17 protein-coding genes are annotated in these 19,425 nt (G+C 29.7%); 7 read left to right on the top strand and 10 right to left on the bottom strand.

From position 1 onward, the window contains the following. Positions 1–176: 176 nt before the first annotated feature. From J2127_RS04055 to J2127_RS04035, 5 genes are all read right to left on the bottom strand, one after another. On the bottom strand, positions 177–1,187 hold the full coding sequence (locus J2127_RS04055; protein ID WP_209732264.1) for a 50S ribosomal protein L10: 1,011 nt from the start codon (positions 1,185–1,187) through the stop codon (positions 177–179). 13 nt (positions 1,188–1,200) lie between these two features. After that, the gene (locus tag J2127_RS04050) at positions 1,201–1,842 is read right to left on the bottom strand and encodes a 50S ribosomal protein L1 (protein WP_209732263.1); all 642 of its coding nucleotides are present in this window, start codon (positions 1,840–1,842) and stop codon (positions 1,201–1,203) included. Positions 1,843–2,080: 238 nt separating this feature from the next. Further along, positions 2,081–2,332, bottom strand: a complete 252-nt coding sequence (locus tag J2127_RS04045) for a hypothetical protein (RefSeq protein ID WP_209732262.1) — start codon at positions 2,330–2,332, stop codon at positions 2,081–2,083. A gap of 243 nt (positions 2,333–2,575) precedes the next feature. Then, a complete protein-coding gene (locus J2127_RS04040; RefSeq protein WP_209732261.1) occupies positions 2,576–2,860 on the bottom strand; it encodes a DNA-directed RNA polymerase subunit L in 285 nt (94 codons plus the stop codon). A gap of 262 nt (positions 2,861–3,122) precedes the next feature. Then, a complete protein-coding gene (locus tag J2127_RS04035; RefSeq protein WP_209732260.1) occupies positions 3,123–3,737 on the bottom strand; it encodes a DUF2067 family protein in 615 nt (204 codons plus the stop codon). A gap of 298 nt (positions 3,738–4,035) precedes the next feature. Here J2127_RS04035 and J2127_RS04030 point away from each other — a divergent pair, with 298 nt between their 5' ends. Together J2127_RS04030 and J2127_RS04025 are read left to right on the top strand one after the other, a co-directional pair. Then, positions 4,036–5,001, top strand: a complete 966-nt coding sequence (locus tag J2127_RS04030) for a tyrosine--tRNA ligase (RefSeq protein WP_209732259.1) — start codon at positions 4,036–4,038, stop codon at positions 4,999–5,001. A 246-nt stretch (positions 5,002–5,247) separates the two neighbouring features. Next, entirely contained in the window at positions 5,248–6,324 is a 1,077-nt protein-coding gene (locus J2127_RS04025) for a mechanosensitive ion channel family protein (RefSeq protein WP_209732258.1), read from the top strand. Between the two features lie 26 nt (positions 6,325–6,350). Here the strand turns inward: J2127_RS04025 and J2127_RS04020 are convergent, their stop codons facing one another. Continuing rightward, positions 6,351–7,889 carry a replication factor C large subunit gene (locus J2127_RS04020; protein ID WP_209732257.1) on the bottom strand — a complete coding sequence of 513 codons (1,539 nt, stop codon included), beginning with the start codon at positions 7,887–7,889 and terminating at the stop codon, positions 6,351–6,353. A 328-nt stretch (positions 7,890–8,217) separates the two neighbouring features. Here J2127_RS04020 and J2127_RS04015 point away from each other — a divergent pair, with 328 nt between their 5' ends. The 3 genes from J2127_RS04015 (at position 8,218) to J2127_RS04005 (ending at position 12,501) form a co-directional block, all read left to right on the top strand. Continuing rightward, complete coding sequence (locus J2127_RS04015) at positions 8,218–10,335, top strand: thiamine pyrophosphate-dependent enzyme (RefSeq protein WP_209732316.1); 2,118 nt, start codon at positions 8,218–8,220, stop codon at positions 10,333–10,335. 252 nt (positions 10,336–10,587) lie between these two features. Continuing rightward, complete coding sequence (locus tag J2127_RS04010; RefSeq protein WP_209732256.1) at positions 10,588–11,220, top strand: 2-oxoacid:acceptor oxidoreductase family protein; 633 nt, start codon at positions 10,588–10,590, stop codon at positions 11,218–11,220. A 9-nt stretch (positions 11,221–11,229) separates the two neighbouring features. After that, positions 11,230–12,501, top strand: coding sequence for a phenylacetate--CoA ligase family protein (locus J2127_RS04005; RefSeq protein ID WP_209732255.1), 1,272 nt, complete (start codon positions 11,230–11,232; stop codon positions 12,499–12,501). Between the two features lie 74 nt (positions 12,502–12,575). Here J2127_RS04005 and J2127_RS04000 read toward each other — a convergent pair whose 3' ends face one another. The 4 genes from J2127_RS04000 to cobI all read right to left on the bottom strand — a co-directional run bounded on the left by J2127_RS04000 (position 12,576) and on the right by cobI (position 17,255). Then, the gene (locus J2127_RS04000; RefSeq protein WP_209732254.1) at positions 12,576–13,109 is read right to left on the bottom strand and encodes a methanogenesis marker 6 protein; all 534 of its coding nucleotides are present in this window, start codon (positions 13,107–13,109) and stop codon (positions 12,576–12,578) included. A gap of 151 nt (positions 13,110–13,260) precedes the next feature. Then, positions 13,261–14,430 (bottom strand): nicotinate mononucleotide-dependent phosphoribosyltransferase CobT, encoded by a 1,170-nt coding sequence (gene cobT / locus J2127_RS03995; RefSeq protein ID WP_209732253.1) that lies wholly within the window; start codon positions 14,428–14,430, stop codon positions 13,261–13,263. A 243-nt stretch (positions 14,431–14,673) separates the two neighbouring features. Beyond that, a complete protein-coding gene (ilvD, locus tag J2127_RS03990; protein ID WP_209732315.1) occupies positions 14,674–16,323 on the bottom strand; it encodes a dihydroxy-acid dehydratase in 1,650 nt (549 codons plus the stop codon). A 230-nt stretch (positions 16,324–16,553) separates the two neighbouring features. Continuing rightward, positions 16,554–17,255, bottom strand: a complete 702-nt coding sequence (gene cobI, locus J2127_RS03985) for a precorrin-2 C(20)-methyltransferase (protein ID WP_209732252.1) — start codon at positions 17,253–17,255, stop codon at positions 16,554–16,556. Positions 17,256–17,701: 446 nt separating this feature from the next. Between cobI and J2127_RS03980 the strand changes: the two genes are divergently transcribed. Both J2127_RS03980 and hjc read left to right on the top strand, forming a co-directional pair. Beyond that, positions 17,702–18,814: a mechanosensitive ion channel family protein gene (locus tag J2127_RS03980; protein WP_209732251.1), complete on the top strand. Its 1,113-nt coding sequence runs from the start codon at positions 17,702–17,704 to the stop codon at positions 18,812–18,814. 173 nt (positions 18,815–18,987) lie between these two features. Beyond that, complete coding sequence (gene hjc / locus J2127_RS03975; protein ID WP_209732250.1) at positions 18,988–19,386, top strand: Holliday junction resolvase Hjc; 399 nt, start codon at positions 18,988–18,990, stop codon at positions 19,384–19,386. The last annotated feature ends 39 nt before the right edge of the window (positions 19,387–19,425 follow it).

Raw genomic sequence — 19,425 nt, 5'->3', positions numbered from 1 at the left:
TAATTTACTTCGTTTTGTGTTTTTATAATTATTAGTTTTCAGATAATCTATTGAAGTATATATATTTTTTCAATATATACTTTAGATTTTTTTAAATCGTTATTTTTCCTATAATTATATTTCTATAATCAAATATATTAAATTTATTCATATGTTATACTAAAAAATTGAAGATTTTAGAACAATAAGCCCATACCTGCTGTTGCAGGAGCTTCTTCTTTCTTCTCTTCTTCAGCTGCAGGAGCTTCTTCAGCTGCAGGAGCTGATTCTGCTTCTGAACCACTTACCATTCCTTTTAATTCATCATCTAAAGCATCTTCACCAGCTAATTTAGCAACTGCTAACATTTGAGCTGTAGCTTTTCCTAAGATAGCGTCTGAGGTTTCTGATGTTAAGAATGCGCTTTCAACTGATACAGCCTTAGCATTGGAGAATGCTTTTTGTACGATTGTTTCAATTGTAGCTGATGTTGGAATAACTGCATTAACGGATAAGTTGAATGCACCAGTGTAAGCATTTTGTAATTTAGCGAGGAATTCGTCCTCATCAATTTTTAATACTTCAGGGTCGTATACAATTCCATCTTCGTAAACGCCTAATACGTTTAAACCTACTTCCATAGGTTTAACATCTAATTTTGATAATACCACAGCTAATTTAGCGGATACTACATCTCCTTCTTTAGCAACGATTGTATCTTCTTTGATACCAATTTTACCTTTCTCGATTGCAGCAGGTAAACCTACAGCTTTCAAGTCACTTAAAAATGGTCCTGGTGGCATACCGGTTGAACCAGCTTTAATTTCAATATCACAAGGTGCAGTAGCTCCGGCTTTAATTGGCGCAGGGCTTTTGCTCTCGTTAAGAGTCTTGTAGAGTTTGAATGGGTTCATTTCGGTTGCAATAAGTGCAGCACCTTTTTCCATACAATCAATTAATTTTGTAAATGAAGGATTACTTGTTTCCTCAGCGACTTCTTCAATCGCTCTTTTCATTAATGTATTTCTTGACATTTTCAAAGTCATTGAGTCTCTGATTGTGTCTCTTATTTCTTGAAGCTGAACTGAAGGAACTTCCATCATATCAATAATAGCAATTACATTACCACTTTTAAGTAAGTCTTTCAATGCGTTAACTTCATCTACTTTCCAAGAGGCAATTTTATGTTCAAATTTTACTTCACTCATAATCTCAACCCCTCTACTTTTCTATAGGCGCTGAAGCACCCATGGTAAGTTTTGTAAATGCGCTTTTAACGTGATAAAGTCCTTTTTCATACTTCCTAGCAACAGTATTTAATACTGCTTCGATATTTGCTGCAAGTTCTTCGTCACTCATTGATTCTTTACCTACGTAAACCTGGAAAAATGCTTTATCTCTTGTGTTGATGCTAATGGTTTTACCAAACCTTTCAATTAAAGGTTTAAGGTTTGCATTAGCAGGAACAGGTTGTGGCATTTTACCTCTAGGACCTAAAACGGCACCTAATGATTTACCTACAATAGGCATCATATCAGCTTGTGCAACAAAGAATTGGTTTGCGTTAGCTAATTTCTTAGCTTGCTTTTTATTTTTTCCTAATTCTTCTAATTCTTCCTGTCTTATTACAGTGAGGCCCATGCTTTCAGCTTGAGCAGCTAAATCTCCTTTAGCAATCACAGCAATGTTGATTTCTTTTCCTAAACCGCTTGGGAGCACGATTTGTTGTTTCATCCTGTTTTCAGGTCTTGACAAATCAAGCTCTTTGAGGTTTATGATAAGGTCAACAGACTGTGTGAAGTTTCGCGGCTTTGCTGAATTTCGAGCCTCCTTCACTGCGTTTATTATTTTTACACTGTCCATTGTGTAGCCTCCTGTAATTGTTATATGACTTTGCAGTCTTAACATGGAGCAAATTTAATATTGATTAACTATTATATAAATATTACTACGATAAAAATAAAATTTAAATATTTTAAAAATTTTTAAAGAAATAATATTGTTTAACGTTATTGTCGTTAAACTATATATAGAAATTTGTAGCATGAGTAATAAAATTATTAAAAATAGTAAATTATACTAAAAATAAAAAAATATAAATTTAATTAATAACGATTTCGCCTTTATTTATTTTATCTGCAGTAGTGTAAGCGTCGTAAATCGCGTATATATAAACAATAGGTAATAGTATAAATCCAATTAAGAAAAACATTAAGAATCCGGAGATTAAACCAGCTATTAATAATAATATACCTTTTTTAATCTGCCCATTGTATATTTGACCTGCACCCACTATTAAAAAGGATAATATACCTGCTAAAATAGGGTTTTTTTGGTTTATAAGGTCTACCATTTTTTTCACCAACAATGTTTAAAAATGTAAATATTTAACTATTCAACGTTATCAATTTATTTAACTTATAAATTAAATAGATTACTATTTAGTATTTTTATGTTACAACTTAAAGCATAATATAGGTTGGAAATAAATTTCAAAAATAGATATTATTCATATCAAAAGCATAATTAACAATTATAATATAAATTAAAAAAATAGCAGATATGATTATAATTAGATTAATATCAACTATGTCGATTATAAATCTTTTAATCCTGCATCACATAATTCGATTAAATCGCTTAAACTTTCTTTTAAAATCTCAACTGCACTAGTTCCTTCAGCAGTTTCCAAAACTAAAACTGGGTTTGAGATGTATTTACCACTTTCAGGGTCTAAAACTGGGTGCTCAACATTGTATGAAGCCATTACTACATTTTCTTTTGATAATAAGATATCTTTTAATATATTGGGTAATGAATGGTCTTCATTTTTTAATTCAAATTCGAGGTAGTTTTCCGTTTGTTTTATAATTTTAATCATGTTTTCACCAATATGGTTTATGGTTTATATAGCGTAATTATAAAATTTTAAAATTGTAATATAATAATTGTAATAATTACTGTATAAATAATAAACAATTAATTATTAATTATTAATTATTAATTATTAATTAATAATACGTAATCGTTAATAAATAATTATTTGACATACTCATAATTTTGGGTAGTTGTAAGTATATAGGCCATATTTTATTTATATATTTTGTTATATGCAGGATTTATATCTTATTTTTGTTGATTTTTTAATTCGCTGCACTGCATAATATGGTTTTTACTTTATCAATATCCATATTTAACACAATTCTATCATCTTCTTCCCTAAAGCAACCTTTTTCAAGCCCTAATTCTAATATATCTTCCATCTCAACACCTGAGATAAATACACCAAGTACTACGGCATTTTTAACCGGTTTTGAACCAATGGGGTAGTAAGATAAATCTATGTAGATTTCTTGTAATTCTTTAAGTAAATCATCTAATTCTTGAGCGGTTATTTCTGCAAGTAACTCGTTTTCACTTTTTAAATACTCATATTTTATTTTAGAGTATTTTAACGCATCCATTATCAAATCTTTGTTAACAGGCGTTTTTAAATCGGTAAATTGATATGTGAACATTCCCTTTTTATTTGCATTATATTTGTTTTTAACGTCAGTTATTATTGCTAAAATATCTTTATGCCCTTCTTTTAATCTTATACGGTCATTATCGTAAAGTTTAATCATAATACTTGAAATCGAGCCGTCAGTACTTTTAACCTTTGAATCAAAGGAACATTCCAAACCTAATTTAGCAACCTTTTCACATATTTCAACTGTTTCTTCTTCAGAACCACTAACTGATATAACTCTTTTCATAATTCACCTTAATTAATAAAATTTAACTATCCTATTACATAGTTGTTACATAATATATATAAATTATAGTAATAATGATAGAAATTATAAAATCAATATTTTTAGTATTCAATAACTATATAATTTAGATATTTTAATGGTACTATAAATTTATATACGGAAGTGTTTAATATATTAAACTCGTATTTATTTAATACTTTAATCTATATTTTAATCTTATAAATATGATTTTTTACAATATATAATCTTATAAATATTACATTATAAATTATTGATTAATACATAATAGGTAGATATAATGAACGCTAATGAAAAATTTGACCTTATTAAAAGGAACAGTGTTGAAATTATCGGAGAAGACGAATTAAAAGAAATGTTATCCGACGAAACAAACAAAAGGGAAAAGATAGCATACATAGGTTTTGAACCAAGTGGTAAAATTCACATGGGTCACTACTTACAAATTAGAAAAATGATGGATTTACACAAAGCAGGCTTTAAAATTGTAATTTTATTGGCAGACTTCCACGCTTACTTAAATCAAAAAGGTACCCTCGAAGAAATTAGGGAATTAGGTGAATACAATAGATCAGTATTTGAAGCTATGGGGCTTGAAGCAGATTATGTATATGGTTCAGAATACCAATTAGGGGCTCAATACACTGAAGATGTTTACAAATTGGCTTTAAAAACTACATTGAAAAGAGCAAGAAGAAGTATGGAAGTTATCGCAAGAGAAGACGATAACCCAAAAGTAGCAGAAGTAGTTTACCCGTTAATGCAAGTAAACGATATAAAATACTTAAACGTTGCAATAGCTGTTGGTGGAATGGAACAAAGAAAAATACACGTTTTAGCTAGAGAATTATTGCCAAACATGGACTTCGAAACACCAATTTGCTTACATAATCCAGTTTTATCCGGATTAGACGGTGTTGGTAAAATGTCATCTTCAAAAGGAAATTTAATCGCTGCAGATGACGAAGATAGCGACATTAAGAAAAAAATAAAAGAAGCATACTGCCCTATGAAAGAGGTAAGTGGAAACCCAATTTTAGAAATTGCACACTATTACTTGGACTACCCTGCAGAATTGAAAAGACCTGAAAAATACGGTGGAAATATCGTATTTAACTCATATGAAGAATTAGAAAAGGCATATGTGGAAGGTTTACACCCAATGGACTTGAAAAATATGGTTGCAGAGTCAATGATTAAAATTGTAACTCCAATTAGAGAAAAAATGAAAGAAATGAACATTTAAATAAATTTAAATAATTTAATATTTCTTTTTTAATATTTTTACTTTTTTAGTTTCTTACTTTCTTTTATTATTTTTTATATAAATCCAAATAATAAATAACATATATAATATTCAAATATGTTATAATATATTGTAGATTTTAAATGTATTTAATTAGCTATTATTACTACTATTATTATTATTATTATTATTATTTTCTTCACGTATTGTATTTTATAGGTAATTTTAACCAAGGGGGTTACGATAATGGAATTTATAAATGATATACTTTTTGGAAATCCAATATACAAGTATTTTTACTTTTTAATTTATATTCTATTGGGAATGGTGGTTGCAAAATTAACAAAAAAATTATTGGAATATCGATTAAAAAAGAAAATTAAGAATGGAAGAAATGGTATAGACTGTATTTTTATTGATTCAGCAATTACTCCAATAGTAATATTCGTATTTACTAGTGCAGTTAGATATGCGTCCCTTTCATTGACATTAGAACCTCATTGTAGAGTTTTGCTAAATGACGCGATATCAATTTCCTATATTATTGCAATGGTATTGTTCACAATGTCGTTTATTGACAAAATGTTTGTGCATTACATCAACCCGAGAATTGAAACCTCTGACAATAGATTACATGGGCATATACTACCACCAGTCCGAAAATTATTAAAAATAATGATTATTTTGGGAGCCATAATTTTAGCATTGGAAAATATGGGTTTCAATATTGCTACAGTAGTTGCAGGTCTAGGTATTGGAGGTTTAGCTGTAGCTTTGGCTTCAAAACCTACTTTAGAAAATTTCATAGCGGGAATTATAATTTACACTGATAATACATTTATAACTCACGACTGGATAAAATGGGATACAGGACAAGGTTTTGTTGAAGAAATAGGACTTAGAAGTACAAAAATACGTTCTTTTGATGATAGCTTGTTAATAATACCAAATACGGACATAATAAATTCGGAAATTGAAAATAAAAGTGCAAGAAGGAAAAGAAGGACAGTCGTTACTCTAGGACTTACTTATGATACTTCAAAAGAAGAGATTATAAAAGCAACAAACATTGTAAAAAAGATATTAAATGATGAAGAGGGGGTTGTAGACCCCATATGGGTTAATTTTACGAATTATGGTGCTTATTCGTTAGATATACGTGTAGAATATTACGTTAACAATTTAAGTTATGATTATTATTTAAATACTTGTGAAAACGTTAATTTAAAAATAAGGGAAGAATTTGAAAAAGAAAATTTAAATTTTGCATTTCCATCGCAAACATTGTATTTAAGCAAAGAAAATAGCGAAAATACAAATTAAAATATATTAAAAAATATTAAAATATATTAAAAGAAATTATCCAATGTAATTTGACTTTTAGGTGTATTTTTTAAATTATCTGAATTATCATCTTTTTTTTCATTTTCTATTTCTATTTCTTTTTCCACCTTAACGGGATTTAAGAATTTTTCTAAGCTATTTCCATTTTCTTTCGCAGAATTGGAAGCTTTATCTTTTTTACCTTTACTCTTACTTTTAGTTTTAGATGCTGTTTTAGACTCGCTATCACTTTCTTTATTTAATTTTTCCATCTCTTTGAGTTCTTTTTTCCTTGCTTTAGCTTGTTCTTTTTCATTTTTTTGAATTTGCTTAAATATTTTAGTTGCAACAGGTTTCTTACTTAAAAATTCTACTTCATCTTTGGTTAATTCAAAATACTCAATTAATCCTATTGAAGTATCCATATCATTCTCAAAAATTAATGGCAATAACCGCATATATTCCATAGCACGTTTAGAAGACAAATGCACTTTTTGACCTATTTTTAAGGCTAATGCTTTAGTTTTTTGACGATGTACTTTGGACCTACTTAATTTAGTAAATATTGTAGGGGGCGAATATCGTATGAATCCCCGATACTTTTCGTCTTTAGATAATGCAACTCCTGCAGTCATTAGCGCTGAAGCATATTTCCAAAATCCAAAATGTTGCCTACGGTAAACCCTGCCAAGGTAAATATCTGATTTGGAAATGTAATCGTAAGCTTTTGCTATTTCGTGTGGCTTTTGGTATTCTCTCGGTATGTTTTCAGCTAACCACTCTTGAATAGTTCCAATATCTTCATTCAAGTCTCTAGTCGTAGAAACTGCAATATCGTAGTGTGTAGTTTTTAATGCAATCCTAACTGCGTCAAAGATATTTCCTTTACTATCCCGGTCTGCTAAGTTTCTTACGTCCTCGGTTTCCATAGGCGTAGTTCTTCCGATTAGCAATGACTCCAAATCATTTATTGCAGCTCTTAAATCACCACTAGCATGTGAAGCTATCATTTTAATAGCTTTTGGGTCAACTTCATAGCCTTCCTGTAATGCTATTTTCCTAAGTACTGGTGGTATCGAGTTAGTATGTACCGAATTAACATTCACAAGATGGACAGAATTTCTAAGTGAAGACAAGTTTAATTTGTACGGGTCGTTCGCTGTAAGTATTATAGGGTTTTTTGCAGTTTTTGCAACCTTTATAATTTCTGAAACCCCCCCTCTATCTTCATTACCTGATAAACCATCTACTTCATCTAAAATTATCAATGAGCGCCTACCGCTTAATGATTTTGAAACTGCAGCAGTACCTACAACCTGTTGAATTACGTTTTTATTCCTTTTATCACTTGCATTTAATTCTACCACTTCAAAATTGTAATCATTTGCTAAAGCGTACGCTAAAGTGGTTTTTCCACAGCCTGGAGGTCCGGCAAGTAATAACGGTTTATGGTATCCACCGTTCTGAATATACTCTTCAATCCAATTGGTAAGCTCTTCTTTGATTTTATTTTGCCCTGCTACATCATTCATAGATTTAGGTCTATATTTCTCAACCCATTCCATTAAAACACCTTGTAAATTAGACATCTGAAAAAATTAACTAAGTTATTTTTATTTATATTTTATTTTTTATTTTTTCTCTTATAATTTTTTTATAAATTTTTATACTTTTGTTTAAAATAATATGTTTTATGTTTATTATATCTTTGTATTAAAAATAATCAATTTATACGTAATCAAATAAATATTGTGTAATTATGCCATAATAATTTAAATTAATCGATATTTATATAAATAAACTTTAATTATATACTCATATTATTAAAATGGTCAAAACTAACTATTATGAGGGATTTTTTTGAAAAAAACACTTAAGGAACAAAAATTTTTAATGGGAAATGAAGCAATAGCTTTGGGAGCCATTCATTCAAATTTATCCGTAGCAACCGGTTATGCAGGAACCCCCTCTACAGAAGTTATGGAAACAATAATAAAAGAAGTTAACCGTATGGATAAAATAAATAACGACAATACTAACGATAATAATAACGACACTACAATATACGTCGAATGGTCCACAAATGAAAAAGTAGCACTCGAAAATGCAATCGGGGCATCTTACTCGGGTGCCAATACAATCGTAACGATGAAACAAGTCGGTTTAAATGTAGCATCTGATCCTTTAATGAGTTTAACATATTTGGGAACTAATGGAGCGCTAGTAATCGTAGTTACTGATGACCCCACACCTCATTCTTCACAAACAGAGCAAGATACTAGACATTATGGTAGTTTTGCAAATGTACCAGTTTTTGACCCTTGTGATGCACAAGAGGCATACGATTTAACGAAATATGCTTATGAAATTAGCGGAAAATACAAAACACCAGTTATTTTACGGTCTACCACACGTTTATCACATGGCTATAACGATGTAATAATTGATAAAGTCACGGACAATGAGGTAATAGAACGCTTAAAAACTGAAAAAAGCAATATTGGATTTATAAAAGACCCAAAATGGGCAATAATGCCTAAATTAGTAAGTAAAAACCACCCCATACTTGAAGAAAAGCAATTGAAAATTGCAGAGGACTTTTCCAATTCTAATTTTAACAACATAACAATATTCAATAATAAAAATACTGATAATAAAAATAATAAAAAGAATTTAGGGATTATTACATCCGGAGTTTCTTATTATTATACTTTAGAAGCGTTAAACATATTAAAAGAAGACAAAACGAATGACGAATTTCAAAATTTTTTAGATAATTATAATATTGAGATTTTAAAAATAAGTACTCCTTACCCATTCCCTGAATCCAAGGTGTTAGATTTTATAAAAAATAATAAAAAAGATATATTGGTTACAGTAGAAGAGCTAGACTCGGTTTTAGAGGATAATACGTTAAAATTAATTGGTAAATATAATAGTACAATTAATAATACAAACAATAATAATTTAAATAATATTAAATTTTATGGAAAATACAATTTATTCCCAAAATGTGGAGAATACAATGTAGATATCGTTAAAACATTACTAAATAAAATAATTAACGAAGATATTGAATTTGAATGTAATAATAATAATAATAATAATAATAATAATAATAATAATAATAATAATTATAATAATTATAATAAAAATAAAATGGGCAATGGGGAAAACACGGAACAAGAAATAACACTGCCTGTAAGGTTACCAACATTATGCGCAGGCTGTATGCACAGAATTGCATTTTATGCCTTTAAAAAAGTTGCAAAAGAATTTAAAAAACAAAATATTGAAACAATATTTTCTGGTGACATTGGCTGTTACACACTCGGAGCGACTCCTCCTTTAAGTGCAACCGACACCTGTTTGTGTATGGGGGCAGGAATTAGCTTAGCAACTGGTTTAAGTAGGGTAAATTCAAATACTAAGAATATAGCATTTATTGGAGACTCTACGTTCTTCCACTCCGGGATACCTGCGGTAGTGAACGCTGTTTATAATGAAGCGGACGTTACAATAGTTGTTTTAGATAACGAGACAACTGCAATGACTGGTCATCAACCCCACCCCGGAACTGGACAGAAAGCAAGAGGAAATGCTAAGGTAATTGATATTGAAAAAGTTTTGAAGAGTTGCAACGTGGAAAACGTCCAAACAATAGATATAAGCAAATTTGCAAATATCGAACAAGAGGAAGTTTTTAACAATATTCTTAAAGAATGCAAAAGTTCAATGGAATACAAAGGAGTTTCTGCAATTATATTTAAAGGAGATTGCGTAACAAAGAAAATACCTAACTCTAAAAAATCTAAAGCCAAAAATCTAAAAGTGGTTATTGACGAGAATTTATGTAATTCCTGCAAGCTATGTATAAATGAAATAGGTTGCCCTGCATTGAGGTATGATTCATTAAACAACAGTATAGAACTTTTAGATTCTTGTACAAATTGTGGTTTATGTATTAATATATGTCCAAAAGGTGCCTTATCTAAAAAATTAGTATTCTAAAATATAATTTTATATGTCGACAATATTTGTGATATTCGGGTTTTCGGAGTACATGATAAGTACATATATGGATGAAATTAATCCAAAAATGTACGAAATAAGTATTTGACGTACTTAAAAAATAATAATAATAAAATAAAATAATATAAATTAAAAATTAAATTAAAAATTAAATTAAAAATTAAATTAAAAATAAATAACTAATTATATTGTAAAAATAAGTTTAATTTAAACTATTTAAGGGTGTAATCTATGAAAAAATGTGATATAATCATATCGGGCGTAGGAGGTCAAGGTATAGTTTTAGCATCACGTTTAATCGCAACTATGGCGTTAAGAAAAGGTTATAAAATAAGCACTGCAGAAACTATCGGAATGTCACAGCGAGGAGGTAGTGTAGTAAGTAATTTAAGGTTAGATTCTTATAGAAAAGGTTCTTTAATACCAAAAGGGCAAGCAAACGTTATAATAGGCTTTGAACCTGCTGAAGCTTACCGATACAATGAGTATTTAAATAAGGATGCTAAAGTATTATTAAATAGTAATCCAATATATTCAAGTTCTAAAACACCAGAAAATGAAATATATTCTAAAAAGGAAGTTATCAAAATTATGGAACTATTTGATAAAAATAATACATTAACATCATGTAATTTCAATAAAATGGCTTTAGAATTTGGAAATTTAAAAACTATGAATATTATGATGATAGCAATCGCATGTTTTAATAATTATTTGCCTTTTTCAGTAAATGAATTAAATAATACCATAAAAGAAGAAATGCCAAGTAAAATTAAGGATATAAATTTAAAAGCCGTAGAATTTGCAATTAATAATTTTGAAAAATATGCGAATATTAATTCTAATAATGTTATTAAGATTTAAAGGGATAAGATGGATAATAAAAATATTGATAAAAATATTGATGAGAAGGAAAAAAAGATTGATTTATTGATAGATTTAGTAAATAGGGCTAAAAAAGGAACATTCTATAAAGAAAAATTAAAAGATATCGAAGTTTCAGAAATTAAGACACTCAAAGATATCCAAAAATTACCCTTCACTACAAAATCAGAATTAAGGAAAGCTTATCCGCTCGGATTGAGTGCAGTATCTGAAGAAGAAATCGTTAGAATCCATTCTACGTCAGGAACAACTGGCGAACCAGTTATAATTCCCTATACGAAGAAAGATGTTGAAGTATTCACGGACATGATGTCAAGATGTTATGAGGTAGCAGGCGTCGTAAGTACTGATAGGGTTCATATAACACCAGGTTATGGATTATGGACTGCAGGAATTGGTTTCCAATTGGGTGCTGAAAAAATGGGGGCTATGACTATACCAATGGGTCCAGGAAACACGGAAAAACAATTAAAAATGATAGTTGATTTAAAATCAACAGTATTAACCTCTACTTCATCATATGCCTTACTTTTAGCAGAAGAAATTCACAAAAGAGGTATTTCTGATAAAATATGCCTTAGAAAAGGTATAATCGGCTCTGAAAGATGGAGCGAAAAAATGAGAAATAGGATAGAAAAAGAGCTAAATATGGAAACGTATGATATTTATGGTTTAACTGAAGTTTACGGTCCTGGAATAGCCATAGATTGTGATGAACACAATGGATTACACTACTGGAATGATTATTTGTTATTTGAGATAATAGACCCGATAACGGGCAAAGTTTTGCCGGACGGAACAATTGGGGAGCTTGTAATAACAACACTCGTAAAAGAAGGTGCTCCACTTATTAGATACAGAACAGGGGATTTGACACAAATAATGACTGGAAAATGTAGTTGTGGTGTTAAATATCCAAAGATTTCAAGAATTTTAGGACGTTCAGACGATAGAATTAAAATTAAAGGAGTAAATATATTCCCCCAACAAATTGAAAAAGTAATTGAATGTTTAGATGAATTATGTAGCGAATACCAAGTAGTTCTCACAAAGAACGAAGGTAGGGACAATATGCTCTTGAGAGTAGAATTAAAAAAAGGATTAATTATTGATTCAAAAACTTTATTAAAATTAGAGCAAGAAGTTCAAAAGAAATTTAAAAACTTCATCGGTATTAAAATTGATGTAGAATGTGTAAATTCTGGAGAATTACCCCGTAGTGAGAAAAAAAGTAAAAGAATTATTGATAAAAGACTTTAAAATCTTTATTTATCGATTTCAATAGGGTGTTATAGTATAGGACACTATATTATGCCATACTATTTTTTATTTTATTATTCCTTATTGGTCTTATCATCTGCTTTTTTATCTTTTTTATCTTTTTTAACTTTTGATTTATCGTCAGCTTCAAATTCATTGGCAATTTTTGCAAAAGTATCTACAGAAACTTTTTCAGACTTTTTAAGGGTTTTTTCGTATTCTTCCATAACTTTCTTTTTTAGTTCTTGAACATTTTCGTAGGTGGATTTTTCAGTTTCGTATTCTTCTAAACCTTGAGATATAGTTTTTAGAGCCCTATGTTCTGCTTCAAGTTGGTGGAAACCTTCTCTAGGACCTCCTTTCCTAAAAGCCCTACATCTTCTCTTATCCCATATCGGAAAGCCCCTATCTTTACAAAATATCTTATTTTTTTCCAAATCTCGAACTTTATCTGCTATTTTATCAACTAATTCATCTTCCCCCTCTATAAAAGCACCAAAACAAGTTTCTTTTACATTAATATCTTCTTCTAATGAATTTAAGTATCTAAAAAGCTTAGAAGGTGAAGTTTTTGCATCATCTGCAAGCATTATAACTTTTGATTTCATATAGTCACCAAATAAAGTTTTTTAATAAAATTTTATAATATTATGTTTTAATTTATGTACTCCAATTTTTAAAATATTATCGGATTTCAATTGACATACAAACGATATACAAACTTAATATCTCAATTCATTAATAAATTAAATAAATCAATTACAATATTTCTTTATACCATTCATAATAGTATTTTTCAATGTAATTCCTTATATCTTCTGGTTTTAATCCATTTAAGTACGCGTATGTAGCCATAGCCCCAGCACCTACGCCCTCCTTAACGGAACCCGAACAGTAAGCTCTTAAACCATCTACAGACGAGTTTTCATAGTCGAATTTGGATATATATGTAGGTATGACACATATTTGGTTTAATATCCCCTGTAAATCTGCATTATGGTCATTATATACAAATTCCGTAGTACTTATACCTATCAATTCTCTTTCAAGCGTTTCAGGACTTATTTCTTTTATTACCGCTAAGACACCTGCCATTTGTCCACCGCCCGCTAATAAAATAGGTATATTTCTTTCAACTAATGAAATACAAATACCCGCGTTAATTGCCAACATATTGTCGCCTACTGCATCCATAACATCATAAATCGAAGCTTTAATTTTTTCATGCTTAGTACTTTCATTTTTATTTTTATCGTTATTTGCACATGTATCTTCGTTTAATGTTTCGTACATTATGTTCAAACCATTTTGAATAACACTTAATTTTAAGTCTTTTGGGTTTGCTACAGAGCCTGAACTTATTTTATCCTTCACATCGTAACCTAAACCTACTAAAACACCCATGGCAGTAGTAGTTCCACCAGGTACACTTTCTCCAAGTATTAATTTGTCACAAGTTAAATTTTTACCTAGTAATTTACCTTTTTCTACTAAAAGCTTTGAATTTTTAATACCTTTACCCACGTTTATATCGCCTGTAGGCTCTTTTTCAGCAAGTATATGGGGTATTTTAGGTTTTATATTGCTACCCGCGTCAATAGTAATGCAGGGCATATTTAATAAATCTACAACTGCACGAGTAATTGTAGCAGGACTAGGGCAATTTGTAGCATCTATTGGTGGATGAGACAGGGATATGCTTTTTCCTAATGTCACAAGCTCCATATCTGCAGCAGGTGTGTAATCAATCACCTTTGCATTTACTCCAGAAATAGGTATGGTTTTTGTGGTTTCTATTGACGAAATAGTACACGCAAAAAGTGCATTTTTGGTGTTACTAAATTTTTCAATAAAATTTTCACTATTATTCACTTTTAAAATATGTTCGTTTAAATTATTGAAGTTTTCTAAATTTTTTTTATTTTCCATAGTATCCCATAATTTTAATGTGTAATACATCGATAAGATAATGATTATTATAATTATGAATAAATGATTTAATTTAATTCTATATAAAATAGTTGATTTCAAATTATTGTTTTAAATTATAGTCTCATAAAAAAGAAAAAATCATAATTTAATGTTATTAATATTGCTATTACTATCATTACTATTATTATTACTATCATTACTATTATTATTACTATTATTACTATTATTATTTTTATAAATTTATTTTAAAACTGCTCCTTCGTCTGCAGACGAAACTAGTTTAGAGTATCGTTTTACGTAACCTTTAACGTTTAACTCAGGCTTTTTCCAATTTTTCAACCTTTTATCCAATTCTGTTTCATCTACAAGTAAATCAATAGATTTTTCAATCATATCAATTTTTATAATGTCGCCATTCTCAATTAAAGCAATAGGTCCACCAGCTTGTGCTTCAGGTGAAATATGCCCAATACAAGGTCCTCTACTACCGCCGCTAAATCTACCATCGGTAATTAAAGCTACGCTATCATCTAAGCCCATTCCACAAATTGCAGATGTTGGGGAAAGCATTTCTCTCATTCCAGGACCGCCTGCAGGTCCCTCGTATCTTATAATCACAACATCGCCTTTAACAATTTCGTTATTGAATATGGCGGTAATTGCATCTTCTTCTGAATTGTAAACCTTTGCGGGTCCTTCGTGTTTGTGCATTTTAGGGCTAACTGCACCAATTTTAACAACACACCCATTTGGAGCAAGGTTTCCTTTTAAAACTCTCAAACCTGCAGTTTCGTGAACCGGTTCTTCAACGCTTCTTATAACTGATTTGTCAAAGTATTTTACCTTTTCAGCTATTTCGTGGGTAGTTTCTCCAGAAACTGTTTTAACATTTCTAATAGTGTCTTTTAAAACTTTTAAGACTGCAGGTATACCTCCAGCCTTATGTAAATCTACCATATAGTGGCATCCGCCTGGACTAATGGATGTAATATGAGGTACAGCGTCTGAAAGTCTGTCAAAATCATCTAAAGTTATAAATTTCTCGCTTATTTCGTTCGCAATTGCAGGAATGTGTAATGTCGTATTTGTAGAGCCGCCCAAAGCAAGGTCAACAAGTATCGCATTTTCAAATGCTTCTTTTGTTAAAATGTCAGTAGGTTTTACTCCTTCTTTTACTAAATCTACAACTTTCATACCACTTTTTTTAGCCAATCTAACTTTTAAGGCATCTACTGCAGGAGTTGTGGCACATAATGGGAGTGAAAGACCCAAAGCTTCAGTTAAGCAAGCCATACTGTTTGCAGTGAATAAACCTGCACAGCTACCTGCTCCCGGACAAGCACAATCTTCAATTTCTAAAAGTTCTTTTTCAGTAATTTTTCCAACGGTGTATTCCCCTACACCTTCAAATACGCTTATTAAGTCGTAGTTTTTACCCTTAAGTTCTCCAGGCATCATTGGGCCGCCAGTAACAACGATGAATGGAATATCCAATCTTAAAGCACCCATAATCATTCCAGGTACTATTTTATCACATGTAGGTATTAATACTAAACCATCAAAGCCGTGAGCTTTTGCCATACTTTCAACGGTATCCGCAATTAACTCTCTTGATGGTAAGGAGTATTTCATACCTTCATGACCCATAGCAATACCATCACAAATGGCCATTGTATTAAATTCAAAAGGAGTACCTCCATTAGCGTAAATACCCTTTTTTACAGCTTCAGAAACCTTATTTAAATCAATATGTCCTGGTACAACCTCTGTAAAGCTGTTTACAACGCCAATGAATGGCTTTTCTATTTCTTCGTCGGTGTATCCGCAAGCTTTTAATAGACTTCTATTGGGAGCTCTTGAAACACCTTTTTTAACATTGTCACTTCTCATATTCATCATAACACCGGCTATAATTATATTATACTACAATTGTTTAGTTATTACTTTTATTATTTTACTATTATTTTATTATTATTTTACTATTTCAATAGTAATTTGATACTAGTTTATTTATTCATTTAATCAATTAATTAATTTACTTAGATATTTATATCTATCATTTTTAAATCTATCAGTTTTATAGTTTCATATTCTAATGGTATTTTAAATGTTAATTATTATTATTCTTTTATTTTTTTGATAATTGCCAATGAAAGATATTCTTTAACTAAATTAAAATCTATTTCATCCATTTTTCCAAAATCTATTTTTTGATTATCGCACGTTACACGATTTACAATACCAATCATGTATTTTTCCTTATTATTAGTTAATTCCTTACAATTTTTAAGTTTCTCTTCCAAATCATTTGTTTTCATAATGACAACAGTGTCAAAATGTTCTAAAGTATTTTCTAAATCTTTTCCTTGAGGCAATATTGCTAATTTTTCATCTCCTTCTACAAGAGGGATATTTAAAGCACTAGCTGCAGCGAAAGGTGATGATATACCGTTTAAAATCTCTACGTCAATACTATTGTCCTTTAACCTATGCCAAACGTATGAGAGGGTACTGTATAATGTTACATCCCCAATAGTGATTATTGAGACTTCACCCTCTGAATTAATAATCTGCTCTGTTGCTTCATCCCAGTGCTTTTTTAATAATATTTCATCTTTACACATTGGGAAAAGTAATTCTACAACTTCAGTTTCAGGGTTTAAAAATTCTTTAACTATTTCATAAGCTACTGAGGTTTTTCCGTGTTTAGAAATTGGTACAAATAATTTTTTAGTGTTATTTAAAATTTTTTGAGCTTTTAATGTTATCATATCCTTAGAACCTGGACCAACGCCGATCCCATAAACTTTTTTTACGACCATAACTATCACATTGTATTTAATTACTTTTTTATTTTTATATTACGATTCGAAATTTAATCTAATACATAATATTCAATATTCAATACATAATATTCAATATTTAATATATAATAAATTTAATTTGAAGGGTAATTTGGCCATTTAGCCATTTGATGATTTTAAAAATTATACTGTAAATTGAATCGTATTTTTAAATCGTATTTCTACATTCACTATAAAAATATACATAGTTTTCTATTTGATAAATTAATTATTTATATTATTACATACGGGCGACTAATTGATTATTGGACAATTTAATTCATATAATATTCTTAAATAAATATGTATAAATACAGAATCTAAAATAAACAATACAATCATATGGGGATAAAGAAATAAATATATAATAATAAACCTATAAATTATTAAATAAGCCTAACCAAAATCGACATTTGTGTGATATTATGGATTATTTGAACTATATGATTTTTGGAAATACGATATTTGAGTATGTAATGTTTTTAGTGTATATTATTTTGGGCGTAATCGCTGGAAAAGTGTTGAAAATATTAATTGAAAAATATGCTAAAAAATTAGTGGGAAAAACAAAAACCGTATGGGATGACGTTGTAATTGACGCGGTAAAATTACCACTTATGATTGTAGTATTTGCAGTATTCTTTAAATACGGTATGTTAAGCCTTAATTTAACGCCACAGTTGATAACATTGTTAAATGAGAGTATAAATGTAGTTTATATCTTAGCTTTACTAATATTCACTCTAAAATTTGTTGACGATGTTTTCGTCTATTGGATTATTCCAAGAGCTGAAAAATCGGAAAGTAAATTGGATGACCAGATTATACCACCAGTAAGGAAATTATTGAAAATCTTCATTGTTATTGGGGGTATATTATTAATGCTTGCCAATTTACAGGTGGACATATCTGCACTACTTGCTGGTATAGGTATAGGTGGTTTAGCAGTAGCATTGGCTTCCCAAGATACGCTTGAAAACTTTTTGGGCGGATTAATCATAATTTCCGATAAGACCTTTTTAATACACGACTGGATAAAATGGGGTGGTGGAGAAGGTGTCGTCGAAGAAGTAGGTATCAGGAGTACCAAAGTTAGAACTTTTGGTGATACTATTATAACAGTACCTAACGGCGATTTGGTAAAAACAGAGGTTGAAAACTACTCTGCAAGACGAAAAAGGCAGGTAAAAACGACAATCGGGGTTACTTATAGTACAACACCTGAAAAAATGCTAAAGGCCAAGGAAATTATTAAGGATATATTGGATGAGCACCACGGAGTAGTTGACCCAATCAGAGTTTCATTCATGGAATTCGGAAATTTCTCATTAAATATTAGAGTTGAGTATTTCGTTAGAGAATTTGGTTTTGATTACTTCCTTACAACCGTAGATGAAGTAAACACAAAAATAATGACCAAATTTGGAGAGGCAGATATAGACTTCGCATTCCCTACTCAGACATTACATTTAACAAATGACGATGAAGCTTTAAATGTTAGTTTCATTGGTGATAGGGACTCATATAGGGAACAATAGACCAAATATGGATAAAATAACAGTATATCTTAAAATAGAATAAAAAATATTAAATAAATAAATATTAAATAAATAAATATTAAATAAATACTTAAATCTATTATTTTTTTAAAATTATGCGATTATCAATTTAAATAATAAAATACTTAAAATTTTAAAGGGGATACGGTAAGATGGCATATAATAAATATCGAAAAGGTTCAACTTTTGAACGAGAATTAAAAAAAAATTTAGAAAATAAAGGTTTTGCAGTTATCAGAAGTGCAGGAAGTCACGGTGTTGATTTAGTTGCAGGCAAATGTGGAAAGTATTTTGTATTTGAGTGTAAATCAACTTCTAAAGAAAAAATGTATATACCTAATGAGGATGTTGAGAAATTAGTTGAATTTTCCGAAATTTTTGGAGGGGAGCCCTATCTTGCCGTAAAAATTATGAACAAATGTTTGTTCATAAATCCCGATGATATAGAGTCTGCAGGTAAAAATTACGCTTTGGATTATACTAAATTATGTCCTTTATCTAGAGATATTGATGAGTTAATCGGAAAAGATATTCAAAAAAGATTGATTTAGTAATTTTTTAAGTTATTCTACTTTTAAATTACACTATAA

This window comes from Methanococcus voltae, from assembly GCF_017875395.1.
Lineage (GTDB): Archaea > AGJL01 > Methanococci > Methanococcales > Methanococcaceae > Methanococcus > Methanococcus voltae_C.
The sequence above is the reverse complement of the archived record's forward strand: the minus strand, read 5'-3'. Positions and strand labels throughout refer to the sequence as shown.

Coding starts and splice junctions, on each gene's coding strand:
- hjc (WP_209732250.1), top strand. CDS start 18,988: ATGGCATATAATAAATATCGAAAAGGTTCAACTTTTGAACGAGAATTA.
- J2127_RS04045 (WP_209732262.1), bottom strand. CDS start 2,332: ATGGTAGACCTTATAAACCAAAAAAACCCTATTTTAGCAGGTATATTA.
- J2127_RS04055 (WP_209732264.1), bottom strand. CDS start 1,187: ATGAGTGAAGTAAAATTTGAACATAAAATTGCCTCTTGGAAAGTAGAT.
- J2127_RS04005 (WP_209732255.1), top strand. CDS start 11,230: ATGGATAATAAAAATATTGATAAAAATATTGATGAGAAGGAAAAAAAG.
- J2127_RS04020 (WP_209732257.1), bottom strand. CDS start 7,889: ATGGAATGGGTTGAGAAATATAGACCTAAATCTATGAATGATGTAGCA.
- J2127_RS04010 (WP_209732256.1), top strand. CDS start 10,588: ATGAAAAAATGTGATATAATCATATCGGGCGTAGGAGGTCAAGGTATA.
- J2127_RS04040 (WP_209732261.1), bottom strand. CDS start 2,860: ATGATTAAAATTATAAAACAAACGGAAAACTACCTCGAATTTGAATTA.
- J2127_RS04030 (WP_209732259.1), top strand. CDS start 4,036: ATGAACGCTAATGAAAAATTTGACCTTATTAAAAGGAACAGTGTTGAA.
- ilvD (WP_209732315.1), bottom strand. CDS start 16,323: ATGAGAAGTGACAATGTTAAAAAAGGTGTTTCAAGAGCTCCCAATAGA.
- J2127_RS04050 (WP_209732263.1), bottom strand. CDS start 1,842: ATGGACAGTGTAAAAATAATAAACGCAGTGAAGGAGGCTCGAAATTCA.
- cobI (WP_209732252.1), bottom strand. CDS start 17,255: ATGGTCGTAAAAAAAGTTTATGGGATCGGCGTTGGTCCAGGTTCTAAG.
- J2127_RS04025 (WP_209732258.1), top strand. CDS start 5,248: ATGGAATTTATAAATGATATACTTTTTGGAAATCCAATATACAAGTAT.
- cobT (WP_209732253.1), bottom strand. CDS start 14,430: ATGGAAAATAAAAAAAATTTAGAAAACTTCAATAATTTAAACGAACAT.
- J2127_RS04015 (WP_209732316.1), top strand. CDS start 8,218: ATGGGAAATGAAGCAATAGCTTTGGGAGCCATTCATTCAAATTTATCC.
- J2127_RS03980 (WP_209732251.1), top strand. CDS start 17,702: ATGGATTATTTGAACTATATGATTTTTGGAAATACGATATTTGAGTAT.
- J2127_RS04000 (WP_209732254.1), bottom strand. CDS start 13,109: ATGAAATCAAAAGTTATAATGCTTGCAGATGATGCAAAAACTTCACCT.
- J2127_RS04035 (WP_209732260.1), bottom strand. CDS start 3,737: ATGAAAAGAGTTATATCAGTTAGTGGTTCTGAAGAAGAAACAGTTGAA.